Here is a 15,971-nt window from a genome sequence, read left to right on the forward strand (position 1 = left end):
AAACCCGCTGACATTGCTGCGCCCGATCGTCTGTAGACCCTCAGGTAATTTTGAACTAGCACATGGCAAGTCTGCACCGGTGCGGGAAACAGAGAAGGGCATGCAAATGCAAAGAAAAGCTGACCAGTTGAGGGCCGAGATTGCCAGCATCAGCGAACTTCTCAAGGCCGGGCGTCCGGATCGTGCCTTCAAACGGGCCACCAAAGCCGCCAAGAAGTGGCCAAATGCTGCGGCATTGCCCAGACTTGCCGGTTTATGCGCGATTCAGCAGCAGAATTTCCAGCAGGCCCAAACGCAATTCGAACGCGCCTGGCGGCGGGACCCCGGCAATGCCGAGTTGATCCAGAACTACGCGCTGAGTCTGGTTCAGGGCGGTGATCCCGCCGCGGCCCTGAAGTTTCTCGCGAAGATCAGTGGGCGTGGTCCCCTCAGTCCTGCTCAGCAGTTCATACAGGCACTAGCGCTGCTGCAAGAGCAGGAACCGGAGAAGGCGCTTGCCATCGTTGACCAGGTTTTGAAGCGCGAGCCCGCCAACCTGAACGCGCAGATTCTGAAAGCGGACTGTCTGGACGCGATGCATCAGTGGGACAGCGCGGTCGACGTTCTGACAGCTATGGTCAGAAAGAACCCTAGGTTCCTCCCCGGCCTGTTGCGTCTGGCCAGATCACAAGTTGGCCTCGGGCAACTGAGTGACGTGTTGAAAAACGTGCGCGCGGCTTTGGCGATTGCGCCAGGTCACCCCGAAGCGCTGGAGATCATGGCCGGGCTGCCCAATCTCACCTTCGATGATATCGCGGCTCTGAAGCCTCAGGTATCCGGGGCGATTGAGCGGGGTGCAGCCAACCCGCAGGATGCGGTGAAGTTGCGCTTCGCGGCGGCAAACCTCGCGCGCCGGGACAAGAACACACCGTTGGAAATGCAGCATCTGGCTGAGGCCCATAAGCTCCAGCGCGCCGGGTTCGAGGCATGGGAGGCGCAAAGCGAACAGGACTGTGCCAAACGGCTGACTGTCCCGCTGCCCGAGGCCTTGCCGAGCAAAGACGGTGCCCGACCGATTTTCGTGGTCGGTCTGCCCCGCTCGGGCACAACGCTGGTTGAACGTATTCTGGCCCGCCATTCCCGTGTACAGGGCTTGGGTGAGCTTGCATCCGTCCACCAATGGGCCAGGCAGGCCGAGGCGCAATCACCTGAATGGCGCACAGTTCATAACTTGGCCGATTTCTACCTTGATAAGCTGCCAACCGTGCCCAAGGATGCCGCGGCCTTCGTCGACAAAGCTCCGGGAAACTATGCGTTCCTTGGCGAAATCGCGCAGGCGTTTCCCGAAGCTGTGATTCTCAACGTGTTGCGCGACCCCCGAGACATTGCCCTGTCCATGTGGCGCGCGAATTTCGGCGCGGGTGGCTTGTACTATACCCATGACCAGAAATGGATGGCGGCCGAGGCCAACCGCTATCAGCGCTATATGCGGCACTGGCACACGATTCTTCCGGGTCGGGTTCATGACATCCGATACGAGACACTGGTCAAGAACCTGCAGGACACCGCGCACGAACTTGCGCGGATTTGTGACCTGCCCTTCGAGGAAGCCATGCTGTCGCCCGACAAATCTGAGGACGCCATACGGACGGCCAGTAACCTGCAGGCCCGCAAACCGGTGAACACCGCCTCGGTCGGCGGCTGGCAGACGGTGGCGGATCAGTTCGAACCGTTTGTAACGGCGCTGGATGCCGAGCTGTGGCCGGAAGTACGGGGTTAGGAAAGAAGCCGATCGGCAAGAGCATGTCGCGAGCATAGACCAATGTAGAATATCCCTTGCGGCCCGACGCATTCGCAAAAAACAGAAAGTTGGATAGAATCTGTTAAGTTGCTCAGAGCAATTGGTCGGGGGGCTGATATGTCTGATAAGTCTGCAGAATTCGTTGGCGATATTCCAAGCCACTATGATCATGGCTTGGGGCCGAACATCTTCGTTGATTTCGCGGATAGATTGGCTGACCTATGTAGCAGTCAAAAGAGCGAGCATGTTTTAGAGCTTGCTGCCGGAACGGGTATCGTCAGCCGACGACTGCGTGATCGCTTACATCCGCGAACGTCGCTGGTTGCAACGGACCTGAACGCTCCGATGCTTGAGATAGCGAAAGGTAAGTTTTCCGCGGACGAAAACGTGGAATTCGTGACTGCAGACGCAATGGACTTGCCGTTTGAAGATGACACCTTTGATCTGTTGGTCTGTCAGTTCGGTGTCATGTTCTTTCCAGACAAAACTGAATCTTATCGGGAAGCTGCTCGTGTCTTGAAACCCGGCGGGCGCTACGTGTTCAATGTCTGGAGTGAAATGTCTGAGAACCCGTTTTCAGAAACCGCACATAAGACGGTCGCGCAGTTCTTTCCGGACGATCCGCCGGGGTTTTACAAGGTTCCCTTTCACTACGGTGATCCAGAGGCCGTGCGCGCAGATCTCGCTTCTGCCGGCTGGAAGGATATCACTCACGAAACCATTAGATTGAAGAAATCGATCAAGAATATTGAGAAGTTTGCAACCGCTCTGGTCTATGGAAACCCGTTGATTGATGAAATTAAAGAGCGGGGCGGAGTGGACCCGGATTTAATAGTTACGGAAATTTTGTCGGCCCTTCGGACGCGTTTCGAGCCCAGCGATTTAACAATGCCGCTTTCTGCCACCATGTTTGAATGTCGCGTGTAAGGCTCGTGGGCAACGTTGGCGCGTGAAGCGTCTTGATTTTGTAAGCTTAATTTTAAGCTTTGAGGAACGAGGTTTCGACCCAAACCCCATCTGGTGAAATCCGCGTCCCATAGACCAACCGCTCGACCCCCTGCGCCTGTGCAGCCTCAAACGCCGCCGCATAGGTCGGGTCGATATCCGCCGACAGCGCGAATCGGTCGCAATCGGTGCGCTGCACCAGATACAGCATGATCGCCCGGTGGCCCTGTGCCACCATCGCCGCCAATTCGCCCAGATGCTTGGTGCCGCGCGCGGTGACGCTGTCGGGGAATTCAGCCAGTCCGGGTCGGCGGGATAGGGTGACGCTTTTGACCTCGACATAGGCGTCCGGCAGGCCGGGCCCAGTCAGCAGAAAGTCGATGCGGCTGTTTTCGCCGTATTTTACCTCGGGGCGGACGGTTTCGTAGGCGGCCAGTTCGGGGATTTCACGCGCTTCCAACGCTGCGCGCAGGGCCTTGTTGGGGACGGACGTATCGACCCCGGTGAAATGATCGTTTTCGTGGTCGACCAGTCGCCAGCCGTATTTCAGCTTTTTCTTAGGGTCGTCATTCGGCTCCAGCCAGATTTTCTCACCCGGTTCCGCTAACCCCATCATCGAGCCCGGATTGGCGCAGTGGGCGGTGACCTCGCGCCCGTCCTCCAGCGTGCAATCCGCCAGAAAGCGTTTGTAGCGGCGGATCAGGCGGGCGGGGACAAGGGGGGTTTCAAATCGCATGCCTCAGGGCCTATACCTGCCCTAACGGTCGATCAAGGGGGCACGCGCCATGGAAAATCCAACCGCTGCAATGCTGGTGATCGGGGATGAAATCCTCTCGGGCCGAACCCGTGATGCGAATATGCATTACCTTGCCGGTGAATTGACCAAACACGGTATCGACCTGAAAGAGGTGCGGATCGTGAGTGACGATGCGCCAGCCATTGAGGCGGCGGTCAAGGCGCTGTCCGAAGGCTTTGACCATGTGTTTACAAGCGGTGGGATCGGTCCCACGCATGATGATATCACTGCCGACTGCATCGCACGCGCTTTCGGGGTGCCTATCAACATACGCGATGACGCGCGCGCCTTGTTGCAGGCGCATTATGACAAATCCGGGCTGGAGCTGAACGAGGCCCGGATGCGCATGGCCCGTATTCCCGAAGGCGCTGCACTGATCGAGAACCCGGTCTCGACCGCACCGGGATTTACCATCGGAAACGTGCATGTGATGGCTGGGGTGCCGTCCGTGTTTCAGGCGATGGTCGCAAGCGTTCTGCCCGGCCTGACCGGAGGTAGCCCGCTGTTGTCTCAGACCCTGCGGGTGGATCGGGGCGAGGGCGATATCGCGGCGACTCTCTCGAATCTGGCAGGGGAGTTTCAGGACCTCTCGATCGGGTGTTATCCGTTCCAGATCAACGGTGTATTTGGTGCCAATGTGGTCGTACGCGGCACCGACGGTGCTCGCATCGACGCCGCCACCACCCGTCTTGCGAAAGAGCTGGGTCTGTGAGCGTCGACTGGCCCAATATCGTTGATGGCACTTGGCCCGCTGCCGGGTACGAACAGCTGGGACCGTTCAGGTTGCGGCAGGGGCAGGGTGGAGGATCACGTGTGTCGGCTGCCAGCGCGCTGGGCCCGGTGACAGAAGCCGATATCGACGCCGCCGAGGTTGCGATGCGGGCGATGGGGCAAAAGCGCATCTTCTGCCTGCGCCCAGGGGATGAGGCGCTGGACGCGCAGTTGGCCGCCCGCGGTTATGAGGTGCTAGACCCGGTCAATATCTACATGTGCCCGGTTGATCACCTGACTGATCTACCGATCCCGCGCGTGACGGTCTTCACCACATGGGAGCCGCTGGCCATCATGCGCGAGATCTGGGCGCAGGGCGGCGTCGGCCCGGCACGGGTTGCGGTGATGGAGCGTGCAACGGGCCCAAAAATCGGGTTGCTATTGCGCAACAACGATCAGCCCGCGGGTGCCGGCTTTGTCGCCATTCAGGACGGAGTGGCGATGGTCCACGCGCTGGAGATTCTTCCCGATCACCGTCGTCAGGGTCTGGGCAATTGGGCGATGCGCGCCGCCGCGTTCTGGGCGCGGGATAACGGAGCGCAGACGCTCAGCGTGATCTGCACCAAGGCGAATGACGGGGCCAACGGGCTTTATCACGCGCTCGGGATGGAGATTGTTGGCGAATACCACTACCGTCAGTTTGTCTAAGGAGAGAGCCTGACGTGACTGACCAGAAATTGCCCACCGCGCTGAACTTGCCGATGGTAGAACCGCTGCCACCCGAGACGCAGAAATACTTTGATATCTGCGTGGAAAAACTGGGATTTGTGCCAAATGTTTTGCGGGCCTATGCCTTTGATATCGACAAGCTGAACGCCTTCACCGCGATGTATAATGACCTGATGCTGGGCGACAGCGGTCTGACGAAGCTTGAGCGGGAGATGATCGCGGTGGTCGTGTCGGCGATCAACAAATGCTTCTATTGCCTCGTGGCTCATGGCGCGGCGGTGCGGCAGCTGTCGGGTGATCCGCAACTGGGTGAGATGCTGGTGTTGAATTATCGCGTGGCATCACTGGATCCGCGCCAGCGCGCCATGCTAGATTTTGCCGCCAAGATGACATCTGCCAGCACAGAGATTGAAGAACCCGACCGCCAGCGTCTGCGGGATGCGGGGTTCTCTGACCGGGATATCTGGGACATCGCCAATGTCACCGGATTTTTTAATATGTCGAACCGGGTTGCCAGCGCGACGGCGATGGTTCCAAACGATGATTACCACGCGCAGGCCCGATGATCCGAATTGCCTCTCTGATCCTTATACTGCTGGCTGGACCGTTGGCTGCGCAGGACCTGACCCTGCCTGCGGGTGCGCGTCAGATCAGCGACAGGACTAGCCCGTTGGACAGTTATGACTTGCCTACCGGTCCTTTTGCGGATGGTAGCCTGCCAGTGCGGCAGATCGAAGGTCGGGTCGAGCGGCTCACTTGGCGCGTGCAGTCGGGGTCTAGCACCACGCTGCAACTACTGGCGCCATTGCGCGAGCAGATCGTTGCACAGGGCTACGAGGTGCTGTTCGAATGCGAGGCCCGTTCCTGTGGTGGTTTCGATTTCCGCTTTGGCACCGAGGTGGTCCCGACACCCGACATGTATGTGGCCATTCAAGACTACCGCTTTCTATCCGCCACGCGCGGGGACGATGTGCTGAGCCTGCTTGTCAGCCGTAACCCACCCAGCGGGTATATACAAATGATCCGTGTCACTCCGGGTAGTGCCGAAGCCCCGCCGCCGTTGGTGATCGAGGAAACGGTCAATCAGGCAGGCGGTCTGACATCGGCTCTTGAACAGAACGGGCATGTCATTTTGGATGATCTGCATTTTCGCACCGGAGAGATCACGCTGGGCGATGGTCCCTTTGCTTCGTTGACCGAGATTGCCGACTATCTGACCGCCAATCCGGGTACGCGGCTGGCGCTTGTAGGACACACGGACGACACTGGCGCGCTGGACGCCAATATCTCGGTCAGCACTGGACGTGCGCAGGCGGTACGCGCTCGTCTGATCGAAGCGCATGGGGTAGCCGCAGACCGACTAGAGGCCCGCGGCATCGGATATCTTGCCCCGCTCACGTCGAACGCCTCACCCGAAGGTCGAGAGTTGAATCGCCGGGTCGAAGCAGTTTTGCTGGTTAACTGAGCGCGGTGATATAGCTCAGGAACAGGTTCGCAATCACAGGAGTTCCCATGACCGACCCGTCTCATTCTCCGCAGGCATTGATCATCGGCGCTGGGGTTGGCCTGTCAGCCTCATTCGCGCGGGCACTGGCGCGCGAAGGTTATGCGGTCCATCTGACTGCGCGTGATGTCACGAAACTGGAACCTTTGGCTACCGAAACGGGCGCTACTCTGCACCAATTGGATGGCACAGATGTACAGGGCGTGACCGAATTGGTCGCTGGTCTGCCGGGTGAGTTGCGCGTTGCCTGTTACAACCCATCGGCCCGTCAGCGCGGCCCGATCACCGAGTTGGATCCTGAAACTGTTCGTAAATCGGTTGAAGTCACGGCGCATGGCGCCTTCTTGTTGGGTCAGGCCGCTGCCCGCCGCATGTTGGATCAGCCAATGCGCGATAACAGGCGCGGCACCATCCTGTTCACTGGCGCATCGGCGGGCGTCAAGGGCTTTCCGCTGTCGGCGCCCTTTGCAATGGGTAAGTTCGCACAGCGCGGCCTGGCACAATCCATGGCGCGGGAACTGCACCCCAAGGGTATTCACGTCGCTTGGATCAACATTGACGGCGGCATCCGCAATGCAGCACGCCCGGAACGCATTGAGGCGACCGACAACCCCGACAGCATGCTGAACCCGGATGCTATCGCGCAGGAATACATGCATCTGGTACATCAGGACCGATCCGCCTGGAGCGATGAGCTTACTTTGCGTCCTTGGGTGGAAAAGTTCTGATTTGAAAAAAATAGCCCGCGCTGAAGCGCGGGCCGTCGAGGTTCACCGGGGGAGATATTGCAACTTGTTTGTAGTATTCCGCGGAAAAGCGTCAGTTTGTCGACGAAACGAAGACAAACCTTGGTCTTTTACGAGTTTAATTCTCGGCGAGGGTGCCTTTTTGGCGCTGTTTCTAAGGGTGTGCAGCGTCAGCGAAACCTATGGCGTTTGGCGAAATTCTGGTTCGAACTATTTGGCCCTAGAGCCGTGGCAGACCAAGAAACTTTGGATCAAAGGCTTTGACGCGCCATTGTTCTGTTACTTAGCGGTGAACGACGAAATCCAAACAAGTCAACCGGACGTAAACTTGACTGCGGTGTGTCGTACAAAGGCAAGTTTGCATATCGCTGCTTGACCACCGATTTCGGGCGTTTCAGCAATATGCGTTCGCCATGTATGTCGCGGTATTTTGCGATTTATGAGCCTGTCCAGTCCATCAGACCTTTGTCAGAGAAGGCTTCTACCAGAAAGTCGATGAAAGCGCGAACCTTGGGCTGGGTAAAGCGACCGGGCGGGTAAACTGCGTAGATACCCTGCACTTCATCGGGCAGCGATGGCATCGCATCAAGCACCGCGCCGGATTTCAGCGCGTCGGCGTACAGATAGCTGGGCAGATACGCGATCCCCAGCCCCGAGATGGCCGCATTCAAAAGGGATTGACCGTCGTTGACGCTTAACCAACCTGCCGTGCGCACCTGACGTTTTTCACCCGAGGGTGCGGTCAGTCTCCAGACGTTGCCGGAAGACTGGCTAGAGTAATGCAGCAACTTGTGTTCGTTCAGATCGTCGATCTTTTGTGGACGCCCGAATTTCTCGATATAGCTGGGCGCGGCGACCATCCGTTTGACGGTCTCTGTCAGCTTGCGCGCGCGCAGGGTGCTGTCTTCCAACTCACCGATACGCACGGCGACATCGAACCCTTCTGAGATCAGTTCCACATAGCGGTTGTTCAGCACCATATTCACGGTGATATCGGGGTAAGCGGCCAGGAATTGCGACAGGACCGGAGACAGATGATTCACCCCGAAATCGGTCGCCACGCTGATTCGCAGCAAACCGGACGGGGCTGACTGCATCGAAGTCACCAGCGCATCAGCCTCGCCCGCGTCGTTCAGGACGCGACGGGCGCGGTCATAGTAGGCCAGCCCGATTTCAGTCGGCGAAACGCGCCGGGTCGTGCGGTTCAGCAGCCGTGCACCCAATCGCGCCTCAAGGCTCGAAACGTGCTTAGATACGGCCGATTTGGAGATGCCCATCTTTTTCGCCGCATCGGTGAAGCCACCCTGGTCCACCACATTGGCAAAGGCCTCCATTTCGGTCAGTCGATCCATTCTCGTTCCCCAGGTCTTCTCGTCAGGCTTTCACTATTGAGGACAATCTGGGCGGAAACTGGGCAGACATGGGATAATATCAGGGATTTAAATCAGATCGTTTGCAGTTGGGAAACGCGGAAACAGTGGTTTCCAAGGGCTATACAACCCAAAAGAGAAAGGGATTTAGGGGCTTTGGCGCAGATATGCTATGATGAGAATGGCAAATTTGTGTCCACGGAGGAGATCATGAAAGCCTTTTTCGCCATTGCCGCAATATTCATGTCGGCCACCCTTGCGCTGGCTGGGGGGGAGACACCTTCCAACCCCGATGCCAAAGTCTATTTTGTGAATCTTTCAGATGGTGACACCGTACAGTCGCCCGTCACGGTGGTCTTTGGACTCAGCGGTATGGGCGTAGCCCCTGCCGGAACCGAGAAGGAAAACACCGGCCATCACCACCTGCTGATCGACCGTCCTCCATTGGGTGAGGGCGAAGACGGCGCGGATGAATTGGCTTTCGGGCTACCGTCTGACGATAACCACCTGCATTTCGGTGGCGGCCAAACCGAGGTCACGCTGGATCTTGCCCCCGGTGAGCACACGCTGCAACTGGTGCTGGGTGATGCTGGTCACGTGCCGCATGCCACCCCGATAGTGTCCGAGGTGATTTCAATCACGGTGGAATAAACATCAGCTGTAATGCTGGTGCCTAAAACAGAGTTCTAATGCCGAGTATCCAGAGTGGTAGTGTTACGGCGCTCAGAAGCGTCGATTGCGCGATCAGCGTAGCGACCAGTTTTCTGTCGGCCCCAAATCCTGACGCCAGAATATGTGCAGCGGAGGCAGTCGGAAGAGCAGCAAACAGGATCAGCACAGGCGCCAGACCATTGGCACTGACGATGAGCAGACAACTCACCAATGTCACACCCGGCACCAATACCAATTGGGTCAAGCACACATAGGCGTTGAAACGCGCCATTTTTGCCAAGGCGCTCCAATTCATGGTGGCGCCAATGGAAATCAAGGCAATCGGGATCGCTGCTGCTGCAACCATTTCAAGCGGCGCAAGTATGGGGGCAGGAATAGTGATGCCAGTCAGGCCAACCGTGACACCCAAAACGCTTGCCAGCAAGAAAGGGTTCAGCACGACTTTCGAAATCGTTTGAAAGATACTCAGGCTTCCGCCACGGGAAAGTACAATGACCGCGAGCATATTGGCGACGGGAACTGCCATGCCAATCGCCACCGCCATTTCGCCAATTACGTCCGGCCCAATCGTTTGAGATGCGACCAGTGCAATGGCCGAATTGAATCGCCAGACCGTTTGCCAACCGCCGGCAAAATCCAGAAACCGCTCCGGCCCAATGGGCCGCGCCAACCACCCCAAAAGCATTGCTAGAACAAGAATTGCCCAGACCGCTGGCCCAATCTGCAGAACTTCCGAAAAGGCAATCGGCCGTTTGCTGGCAGCAACAAACAACAATGCGGGGAAGAGGATTTCAAAGTTCAGCTTGTCCAGACCCTGCCAAGCATTTTCCGACAATCGTGCGCGGATTATCCCACCCAGCGCGACCATCAGAAAACTCGGCGCAAGTCCGGACAAGATGGTGGCAAACACCATGGCAGGCTATTCCTTAGATCAACCTGCACTTATGTAAGTGGTCGGTATAAATGTTCTTTGCGAATACCGACATGGCTATGTCGAAAATGACAAAGCTTTACAGTTCCGCCGCCAGCCGCGTCCCCTGATTGATCGCCCGCTTGGCGTCCAATTCGGCGGCCACATCCGCCCCTCCGATGACATGCGGAGTGATCCCGCGTTCGATCAGCGCGTCCGCAAGGCTGCGCTCAGAGACCTGTCCGGAACACAGAACGATCGTATCCGCCGCGATGGCAGTCGGATCAGCGCGCTCTTCGCCAAAGCTCACATGCAGGCCATCGTCGTCGATGCGTTCATAGTTCACGCCGCCGACAAAATTGACGTCTTTCATCTTCAGCGTTGTGCGGTGAATCCAGCCGGTGGTCTTGCCGAGTCCCTTGCCATGCGCCTGTTTCTTACGTTGCAGCAGGGTGACCCGCCGCTTTGGCATCCCGGGCTGCGGCCCCTCAGGTGCCAAACCCGAGCGGTGTTCCTCGGGGTCGGTCACGCCCCATTCCTTCATCCAGGCGGGCAGGTCGGTGGTCGGGCTGTGGCCTTCTTCGACCAGAAATTCCGACACGTCAAAGCCAATACCGCCTGCGCCGATCACCGCGACGGATGCGCCGACTTCCGCTTTGTTGCGCAGCACGTCGATATAACTGAGGACGTTATCACGCTCCTGCCCAGGAATTTGCGGATCGCGCGGGATGACGCCTGTGGCGATGACGACTTCGTCAAAGCCGGTCAGGTCATCGGCGCCGACCTCGCGGTTCAGTTCTACCTTGACGCCCAGGTCAGCCATCATGGTGCGGTACCAATCGACCAGACCCCAGAACTCCTCTTTCCCCGGTACCTGTTTCGCCATGTTCAACTGGCCACCAATCTCGCTGGCGCGGTCGAACAGAGTCACATCATGGCCGCGCTGGGCGGCAGTCATTGCGGTGGACAGGCCAGCCGGACCTGCGCCGACGATGGCAACGGTTTTCGGCGTTTCGGCTTTGCCAATTTCCAACTCGGTCTCATGGCAGGCGCGCGGATTGACCAGACACGAGGTCAGCTTGCCGTTGAACGTATGGTCAAGACAGGCCTGATTGCAGGCGATACAGGGCGCGATCTGCGCGGACTGACCGGCAATCGCCTTATTCACGAAATCCGCATCCGCCAGCATCGGACGGGCCAGAGACACCATGTCAGCGCAGCCGGTGGACAGAACCTCTTCGGCCACTTCCGGTGTGTTGATCCGGTTCGAGGTGATCACCGGGATACCAACCTTGCCCATCAATTTCTTGGTGACCCAGGCAAAGGCCGCTCGGGGAACGGAAGTGGCGATGGTTGGAATCCGTGCCTCATGCCAGCCGATGCCAGTGTTGATGATCGTGGCCCCGGCCTGTTCGATACGTTGGGCCAGCTCCACAACCTCTTCATGTGTCGAGCCATTGGGGATCAGGTCAATCATCGACAGGCGGTAGATGATGATGAAGTCTGTGCCCACGGCCTCACGCGTGCGGCGTACCACCTCGATGGGCAGGCGCATCCGGTTCTCATACGATCCCCCCCAGCGATCCTCGCGCTTGTTGGTGTGGGTCACGAGGAACTGATTCAGGAAATACCCCTCGGAGCCCATGATCTCGACGCCGTCATAGCCCGCTTTCTGAGCCAGAACGGCGGCGTTGATGATGTCACTGATCTGTTTTTCGATCCCCTCCTCATCCAACTCGTTCGGCGGGAAGGGCGAGATTGGAGATTTTACTGGGCTGGGCGCCACGCATTTCGGGCCATAGGCATAACGACCTGCGTGCAGAATCTGCATGGCGATCTTGCCACCTGCCTGATGCACGCGATCGGTCACGATGGAATGGTTCGCTACATCCTTGTCGGTGGTCATCATCGCGGCACCTGGCAGCACCGAGCCTTCAAGGTTCGGGCCAATCCCACCTGTCACCATCAGCGCCACGCCACCCCGCGCGCGATCTGCGTAAAACTCGGCCACACGGTTCCAGTCGCCGGTCTCTTCTAGCCCGGTATGCATCGAGCCCATCAGCACGCGGTTCTTCAGCGTGGTAAAGCCCAGATCCAGCGGGGCCAGCATGTTTGGGTACGCAGTCATGGCGAACTCTCCCTCCCGATTCTTCGGTGCTAGATTGACGTTCGCGTCAACTTTGTCACGCAGAACCTAACGTCACACCCTTTGCTGTTCCTCAAACGCTTGTTACAGAGTTTTCAGAGCAATTTATGAGGCCGCGCATGACCCCCGAAGAGATCGCCAAACTGCCCTATCGCTCCTGTGTGGGACTTATGCTGATGAATGCCGAGGGCAAGATTTTCGTGGGCCAGCGCAATGACCGCCACAAGGACGCCTGGCAGATGCCTCAGGGCGGCGTGGACAAGGGTGAAGACCCCCGCGATGCCGCCCTGCGCGAACTGTGGGAAGAAACCGGTGTCACCGCCGATCTGGTCGAAGTCGTGGCTGAGACCAGCGGCTGGCTGCCCTATGATCTGCCGCATGACATTGTGCCCAGAATTTGGAAAGGCCGTTATCGCGGGCAGGAACAAAAGTGGTTTCTGTTGCGATTCACCGGTCGGGATGAGCAGATCAATATCGAAACAGAACATCCGGAATTCACCCGCTGGAAATGGCAGGACCCGGCAAAGCTGATCGAGGAGATCGTGCCGTTCAAACGTGAAGTGTATGAGCAGGTAGTCGCGGCCTTTGCCGATCACTTGGACTAAGGGCGCTGACCAAAGCCTTGGGGTTTGAAGCGCACGTGTGCGTCAGGCCCTTTGGGGTCCAAGTCGAACATTTCCTTGCGCGCAGCCAGATATCCGCGCCAGGTCTTTTCGGGATACGTGCTGATCTTGATATCGTGTAGCCGTCGCATACGAACATTTAATTCGGCGATAAGTATGCCTTGCCCCTTATTGCTGCCCTGAGCAATCACTGTCTGGATTTTCCTATCGAGGTCGGTCGGCGTCTGTGCTCTGTTGTCGGACGCCTCGGAGGTTAGCTTTTGCTGAAGCTCAACAAACTCTGTGCAATTCTCCCGCATGGACAGTGGTGCTTTGGATTCCCCAATGCCGACTGTTCCAACACCGAACTCACGTAGACGGCGATGCAGATGCGTGAAATCGCCGTCCGAACTGACGAGTACCATGGTTTCGATGTTTCGGTTCAAGGCAAGCTCGATTGCGTCGATGGCAAGCAGGAGATCAGTGGCGTTCTTTCCTGTCCCGCTGTGGATCAGGTTAAACCGATATGCATCATGCCAGCAGGAGTTTCCCTGTGCATTCACATAGACCCGCGCAATGTCGACCCGCCCGATATCCTGACTGATCCTAAAAATCTCGTCCTGATAGGTCGCGCTGACATTGTCGCCGTCCACCAGGATCGCCACTCTTGGCGCCATGGTTCCTCTAAATTTCTCTTATCAATCCAGTTATTGTTAGTGTCATTGTGCGGCGAGATTATGACGCCGTGATAGTTGCCTCACCCATACCTCGCCTTCCGACAACTTGCCGTGAGGGGGCGTGGCTCGGGTGAACAGAGGCCTCTAGCTTGGGGTCTATGAAAGACAATACCCACAGTATTCCCACCATTGCCCCCGCCGGGCGGAAGTTCACTGGTACAGACCGCCGCGCGCCGTTGCGCGATGGTCTGAAGCGCTGCGGTGAATATGGAGCGGGCCAAACCGCCGGGCGCTTCTATCCCATCGCTTGCGTGGCGCTTGAGGTTACACAGCGCTGCAATCTGGACTGTGCGCTCTGCTACCTCTCGGATCGTGCCGAGATGACCTACGATCCACCTCTCTCGGTCCTGTTTGCCCGTCTGGCCACGATCCGCAGCCACTATGGCACCGGCGTTTCGGTGCAACTGACTGGGGGCGACCCGACCCTGCGCAAGGTTGAGGACCTTGAAGCGCTGTGCCGCGAGATAAAACGGCTGGGCATGCGGTCCTGTCTGATGACCAATGGTATTCGCGCCAGCGGGGCGTTTCTGACCCGGCTTGCGGCGGCGGGGTTGGACGATGTGGCCTTTCACGTCGACATGACGCAAGACCGCAAGGGGTTCAGCAGCGAGGTTGAACTCAACACCGTACGCCGTGCCTATATCCGACGTGCGCGCGGGCTGGGGTTGCGGATACTGTTCAACACCACGGTCTTTGGTGGCAATTTTGATGAGCTTCCCGCTCTGGCCCGGTTTCTGCGGGATTGCCCCGAGGTTGCCTTTGTCTCGTTCCAGATGCAGGCCGATACCGGGCGCGGTGTGTTGCGGGCGCGACCCGATGAAATCACGCAGGACAGCGTGGCGCGCGCGATTGAGGAGGGCTATGGCACGCCCTTGCATTTCGATACGGCGGCGGTCGGGCATTCCAAATGCAACCGTTACGCCAGCGTCGTCACCGCAGGCGGTCGAGCGATCTCGCTGCTGTCAAACCGGCAGCTGGTGCATCGGGTGATGGCCGCGTTGGAGGCGGCGGATGACCAGCAGGATGCGCATATTCGCATCCGTCCCAAGGTGCGGCGCTTGATCTGTCGTCACCCACTACTGGCTCTGTACGTGTTGGGCCAGTTAGCGTTGAGCGTGGCGCGCCTTGGGCGGGGCTTGTTGCGCGGGCCGGTGCGGCGGCAGGCGGTGTTCATCCACAATTTCATGGCCGCCGACACGCTTAACGAAGACCGCTGTGCCTCCTGCGTGTTCATGGTGGCCGCGGCAAACGGCCCCCTGTCGATGTGTTTACATAACGCGCAGCGTGATCTGCACTTGGCCAGCCCTGATCGGATCGACGGCCCCGCCGGGCCAAGCTGGTGGAACGCCGCCGTGCCGCGTCTGTCCGGGGGTTCCGATTTGCCGGATCTGAGCGATCCGGCGTTGGCGCCGCTGAAACGGCTCAAGGGCCAGATGCGGGCCCTGCGTCAAAAGCAAAAGGACGCGTCATGAGAAAGTACCTGATCCTGTTTTTGCTGCCTCTTCTTGCAGCTTGCGCGAGTGTCGAACGTCTTGCCTTGCCCGCTCCTGAGGCCCTGCCGGGGCAGACACTGACCAGCTATGCGCCTCCGCCCGGAAAGCAGGTCGATCATCGGGATTGGAGCGCCTTCCTGTCTCGCTATGTCGCGCCGGATGCGCAAGGTGTGAACCGAGTGGCGTACGGTCAGGTGTCACAGGCCGACCGGGCGCGGTTGGACGAGTATCTGGCCGATCTGCAGGCCATTGACCCGGCAACGCTGACCCGCGATCAGCAACTTGCCTATTGGATCAACCTCTACAATGCGGTGACGGTGGAAGTGGTACTTGAGAATTACCCTGTCGCCTCGATCCGCGACATTAAAGATGGGCCACTGTCAATTGGACCGTGGAACCGGCCTTTGGTGCAGGTGGCTGGTGAGACGCTGACGCTGAACGATATCGAGCATCGCATTATTCGCCCCACATTCAACGAGCCACGCATCCACTATGCCCTGAACTGCGCCGCTGTGGGCTGCCCCAACCTGATGGGGCGGGCCTGGCAAGCCGAAACTCTGGAACGCGACCTCGCCGCTGCCGAGCGCGCCTATATCAACGATCCGCGCGGGGTACGGTTCGATGAGCGTGGAGGGCTGATCCTGTCGAAGATCTATATCTGGTTCCGCGAGGATTTCGGGCCGAACGAGCAGGCTGTGCTGAGCCATATCCAATGGGTCGCTGAACCCGAGCTACGGGCACGATTGCAAGAGGTTCAGCGTGTGAAGGCCTACAAATACGACTGGGCTTTGAACGATGCGGCCTCGGGTTCTTAGTGGTACGGAGCCGCC

The 15,971-nt window shown here is 58.4% G+C and carries 16 protein-coding genes; 11 read left to right on the top strand and 5 right to left on the bottom strand.

Annotated elements, in window-relative coordinates:
• Positions 1–106: 106 nt before the first annotated feature.
• Positions 107–1,759 (top strand): tetratricopeptide repeat-containing sulfotransferase family protein, encoded by a 1,653-nt coding sequence (locus ABLN94_RS10160; protein WP_352992063.1) that lies wholly within the window; start codon positions 107–109, stop codon positions 1,757–1,759.
• A gap of 138 nt (positions 1,760–1,897) precedes the next feature.
• The gene (locus tag ABLN94_RS10165; protein WP_352992065.1) at positions 1,898–2,707 is read left to right on the top strand and encodes a class I SAM-dependent methyltransferase; all 810 of its coding nucleotides are present in this window, start codon (positions 1,898–1,900) and stop codon (positions 2,705–2,707) included.
• A gap of 52 nt (positions 2,708–2,759) precedes the next feature.
• On the opposite strand, the gene sfsA is transcribed toward ABLN94_RS10165, so the two are convergent.
• Positions 2,760–3,461, bottom strand: coding sequence for a DNA/RNA nuclease SfsA (gene sfsA / locus ABLN94_RS10170; protein WP_352992067.1), 702 nt, complete (start codon positions 3,459–3,461; stop codon positions 2,760–2,762).
• A gap of 49 nt (positions 3,462–3,510) precedes the next feature.
• On the opposite strand from sfsA, the gene ABLN94_RS10175 reads away from it, so the two are divergent.
• From ABLN94_RS10175 to ABLN94_RS10195, 5 genes are read left to right on the top strand one after another with little or no spacing between them, the layout of a single operon-like run.
• The gene (locus tag ABLN94_RS10175; RefSeq protein ID WP_352992069.1) at positions 3,511–4,233 is read left to right on the top strand and encodes a competence/damage-inducible protein A; all 723 of its coding nucleotides are present in this window, start codon (positions 3,511–3,513) and stop codon (positions 4,231–4,233) included.
• Positions 4,230–4,940, top strand: a complete 711-nt coding sequence (locus ABLN94_RS10180) for a GNAT family N-acetyltransferase (RefSeq protein ID WP_352992071.1) — start codon at positions 4,230–4,232, stop codon at positions 4,938–4,940. The genes ABLN94_RS10175 and ABLN94_RS10180 overlap by 4 nt, the downstream gene beginning before the upstream one ends.
• 14 nt (positions 4,941–4,954) lie before the next feature.
• Positions 4,955–5,527, top strand: a complete 573-nt coding sequence (locus tag ABLN94_RS10185; RefSeq protein ID WP_352992072.1) for a peroxidase-related enzyme — start codon at positions 4,955–4,957, stop codon at positions 5,525–5,527.
• Positions 5,524–6,426, top strand: coding sequence for an OmpA family protein (locus tag ABLN94_RS10190; RefSeq protein ID WP_352992073.1), 903 nt, complete (start codon positions 5,524–5,526; stop codon positions 6,424–6,426). The genes ABLN94_RS10185 and ABLN94_RS10190 overlap by 4 nt, the downstream gene beginning before the upstream one ends.
• A 47-nt stretch (positions 6,427–6,473) precedes the next feature.
• Positions 6,474–7,193, top strand: coding sequence for an SDR family NAD(P)-dependent oxidoreductase (locus ABLN94_RS10195; protein WP_352992074.1), 720 nt, complete (start codon positions 6,474–6,476; stop codon positions 7,191–7,193).
• Positions 7,194–7,648: 455 nt separating this feature from the next.
• Here ABLN94_RS10195 and ABLN94_RS10200 read toward each other — a convergent pair whose 3' ends face one another.
• Positions 7,649–8,563, bottom strand: a complete 915-nt coding sequence (locus ABLN94_RS10200; RefSeq protein ID WP_352992075.1) for a LysR family transcriptional regulator — start codon at positions 8,561–8,563, stop codon at positions 7,649–7,651.
• A 228-nt stretch (positions 8,564–8,791) separates the two neighbouring features.
• Here ABLN94_RS10200 and ABLN94_RS10205 point away from each other — a divergent pair, with 228 nt between their 5' ends.
• Positions 8,792–9,232 carry a DUF4399 domain-containing protein gene (locus ABLN94_RS10205; protein ID WP_352992077.1) on the top strand — a complete coding sequence of 147 codons (441 nt, stop codon included), beginning with the start codon at positions 8,792–8,794 and terminating at the stop codon, positions 9,230–9,232.
• Between the two features lie 22 nt (positions 9,233–9,254).
• Here ABLN94_RS10205 and ABLN94_RS10210 read toward each other — a convergent pair whose 3' ends face one another.
• Together ABLN94_RS10210 and ABLN94_RS10215 are read right to left on the bottom strand one after the other, a co-directional pair.
• A complete protein-coding gene (locus ABLN94_RS10210) occupies positions 9,255–10,166 on the bottom strand; it encodes an AEC family transporter (protein ID WP_352992078.1) in 912 nt (303 codons plus the stop codon).
• Positions 10,167–10,263: 97 nt separating this feature from the next.
• Complete coding sequence (locus tag ABLN94_RS10215; RefSeq protein ID WP_352992080.1) at positions 10,264–12,291, bottom strand: NADPH-dependent 2,4-dienoyl-CoA reductase; 2,028 nt, start codon at positions 12,289–12,291, stop codon at positions 10,264–10,266.
• 137 nt (positions 12,292–12,428) lie between these two features.
• Between ABLN94_RS10215 and ABLN94_RS10220 the strand changes: the two genes are divergently transcribed.
• Complete coding sequence (locus tag ABLN94_RS10220; protein WP_352992082.1) at positions 12,429–12,914, top strand: RNA pyrophosphohydrolase; 486 nt, start codon at positions 12,429–12,431, stop codon at positions 12,912–12,914.
• On the opposite strand, the gene ABLN94_RS10225 is transcribed toward ABLN94_RS10220, so the two are convergent.
• Positions 12,911–13,588 (bottom strand): NYN domain-containing protein, encoded by a 678-nt coding sequence (locus ABLN94_RS10225; protein WP_352992083.1) that lies wholly within the window; start codon positions 13,586–13,588, stop codon positions 12,911–12,913. The genes ABLN94_RS10220 and ABLN94_RS10225 overlap by 4 nt on opposite strands.
• A gap of 158 nt (positions 13,589–13,746) precedes the next feature.
• Here ABLN94_RS10225 and ABLN94_RS10230 point away from each other — a divergent pair, with 158 nt between their 5' ends.
• Both ABLN94_RS10230 and ABLN94_RS10235 read left to right on the top strand, forming a co-directional pair.
• A complete protein-coding gene (locus tag ABLN94_RS10230) occupies positions 13,747–15,120 on the top strand; it encodes a radical SAM protein (RefSeq protein WP_352992084.1) in 1,374 nt (457 codons plus the stop codon).
• Positions 15,117–15,956 carry a DUF547 domain-containing protein gene (locus tag ABLN94_RS10235; protein WP_352992086.1) on the top strand — a complete coding sequence of 280 codons (840 nt, stop codon included), beginning with the start codon at positions 15,117–15,119 and terminating at the stop codon, positions 15,954–15,956. The genes ABLN94_RS10230 and ABLN94_RS10235 overlap by 4 nt, the downstream gene beginning before the upstream one ends.
• Positions 15,957–15,971 lie beyond the last annotated feature (15 nt).

The sequence above is a fragment of the Ruegeria sp. SCP11 genome (genome assembly GCF_040329455.1).
Lineage (GTDB): Bacteria > Pseudomonadota > Alphaproteobacteria > Rhodobacterales > Rhodobacteraceae > Ruegeria > Ruegeria atlantica_E.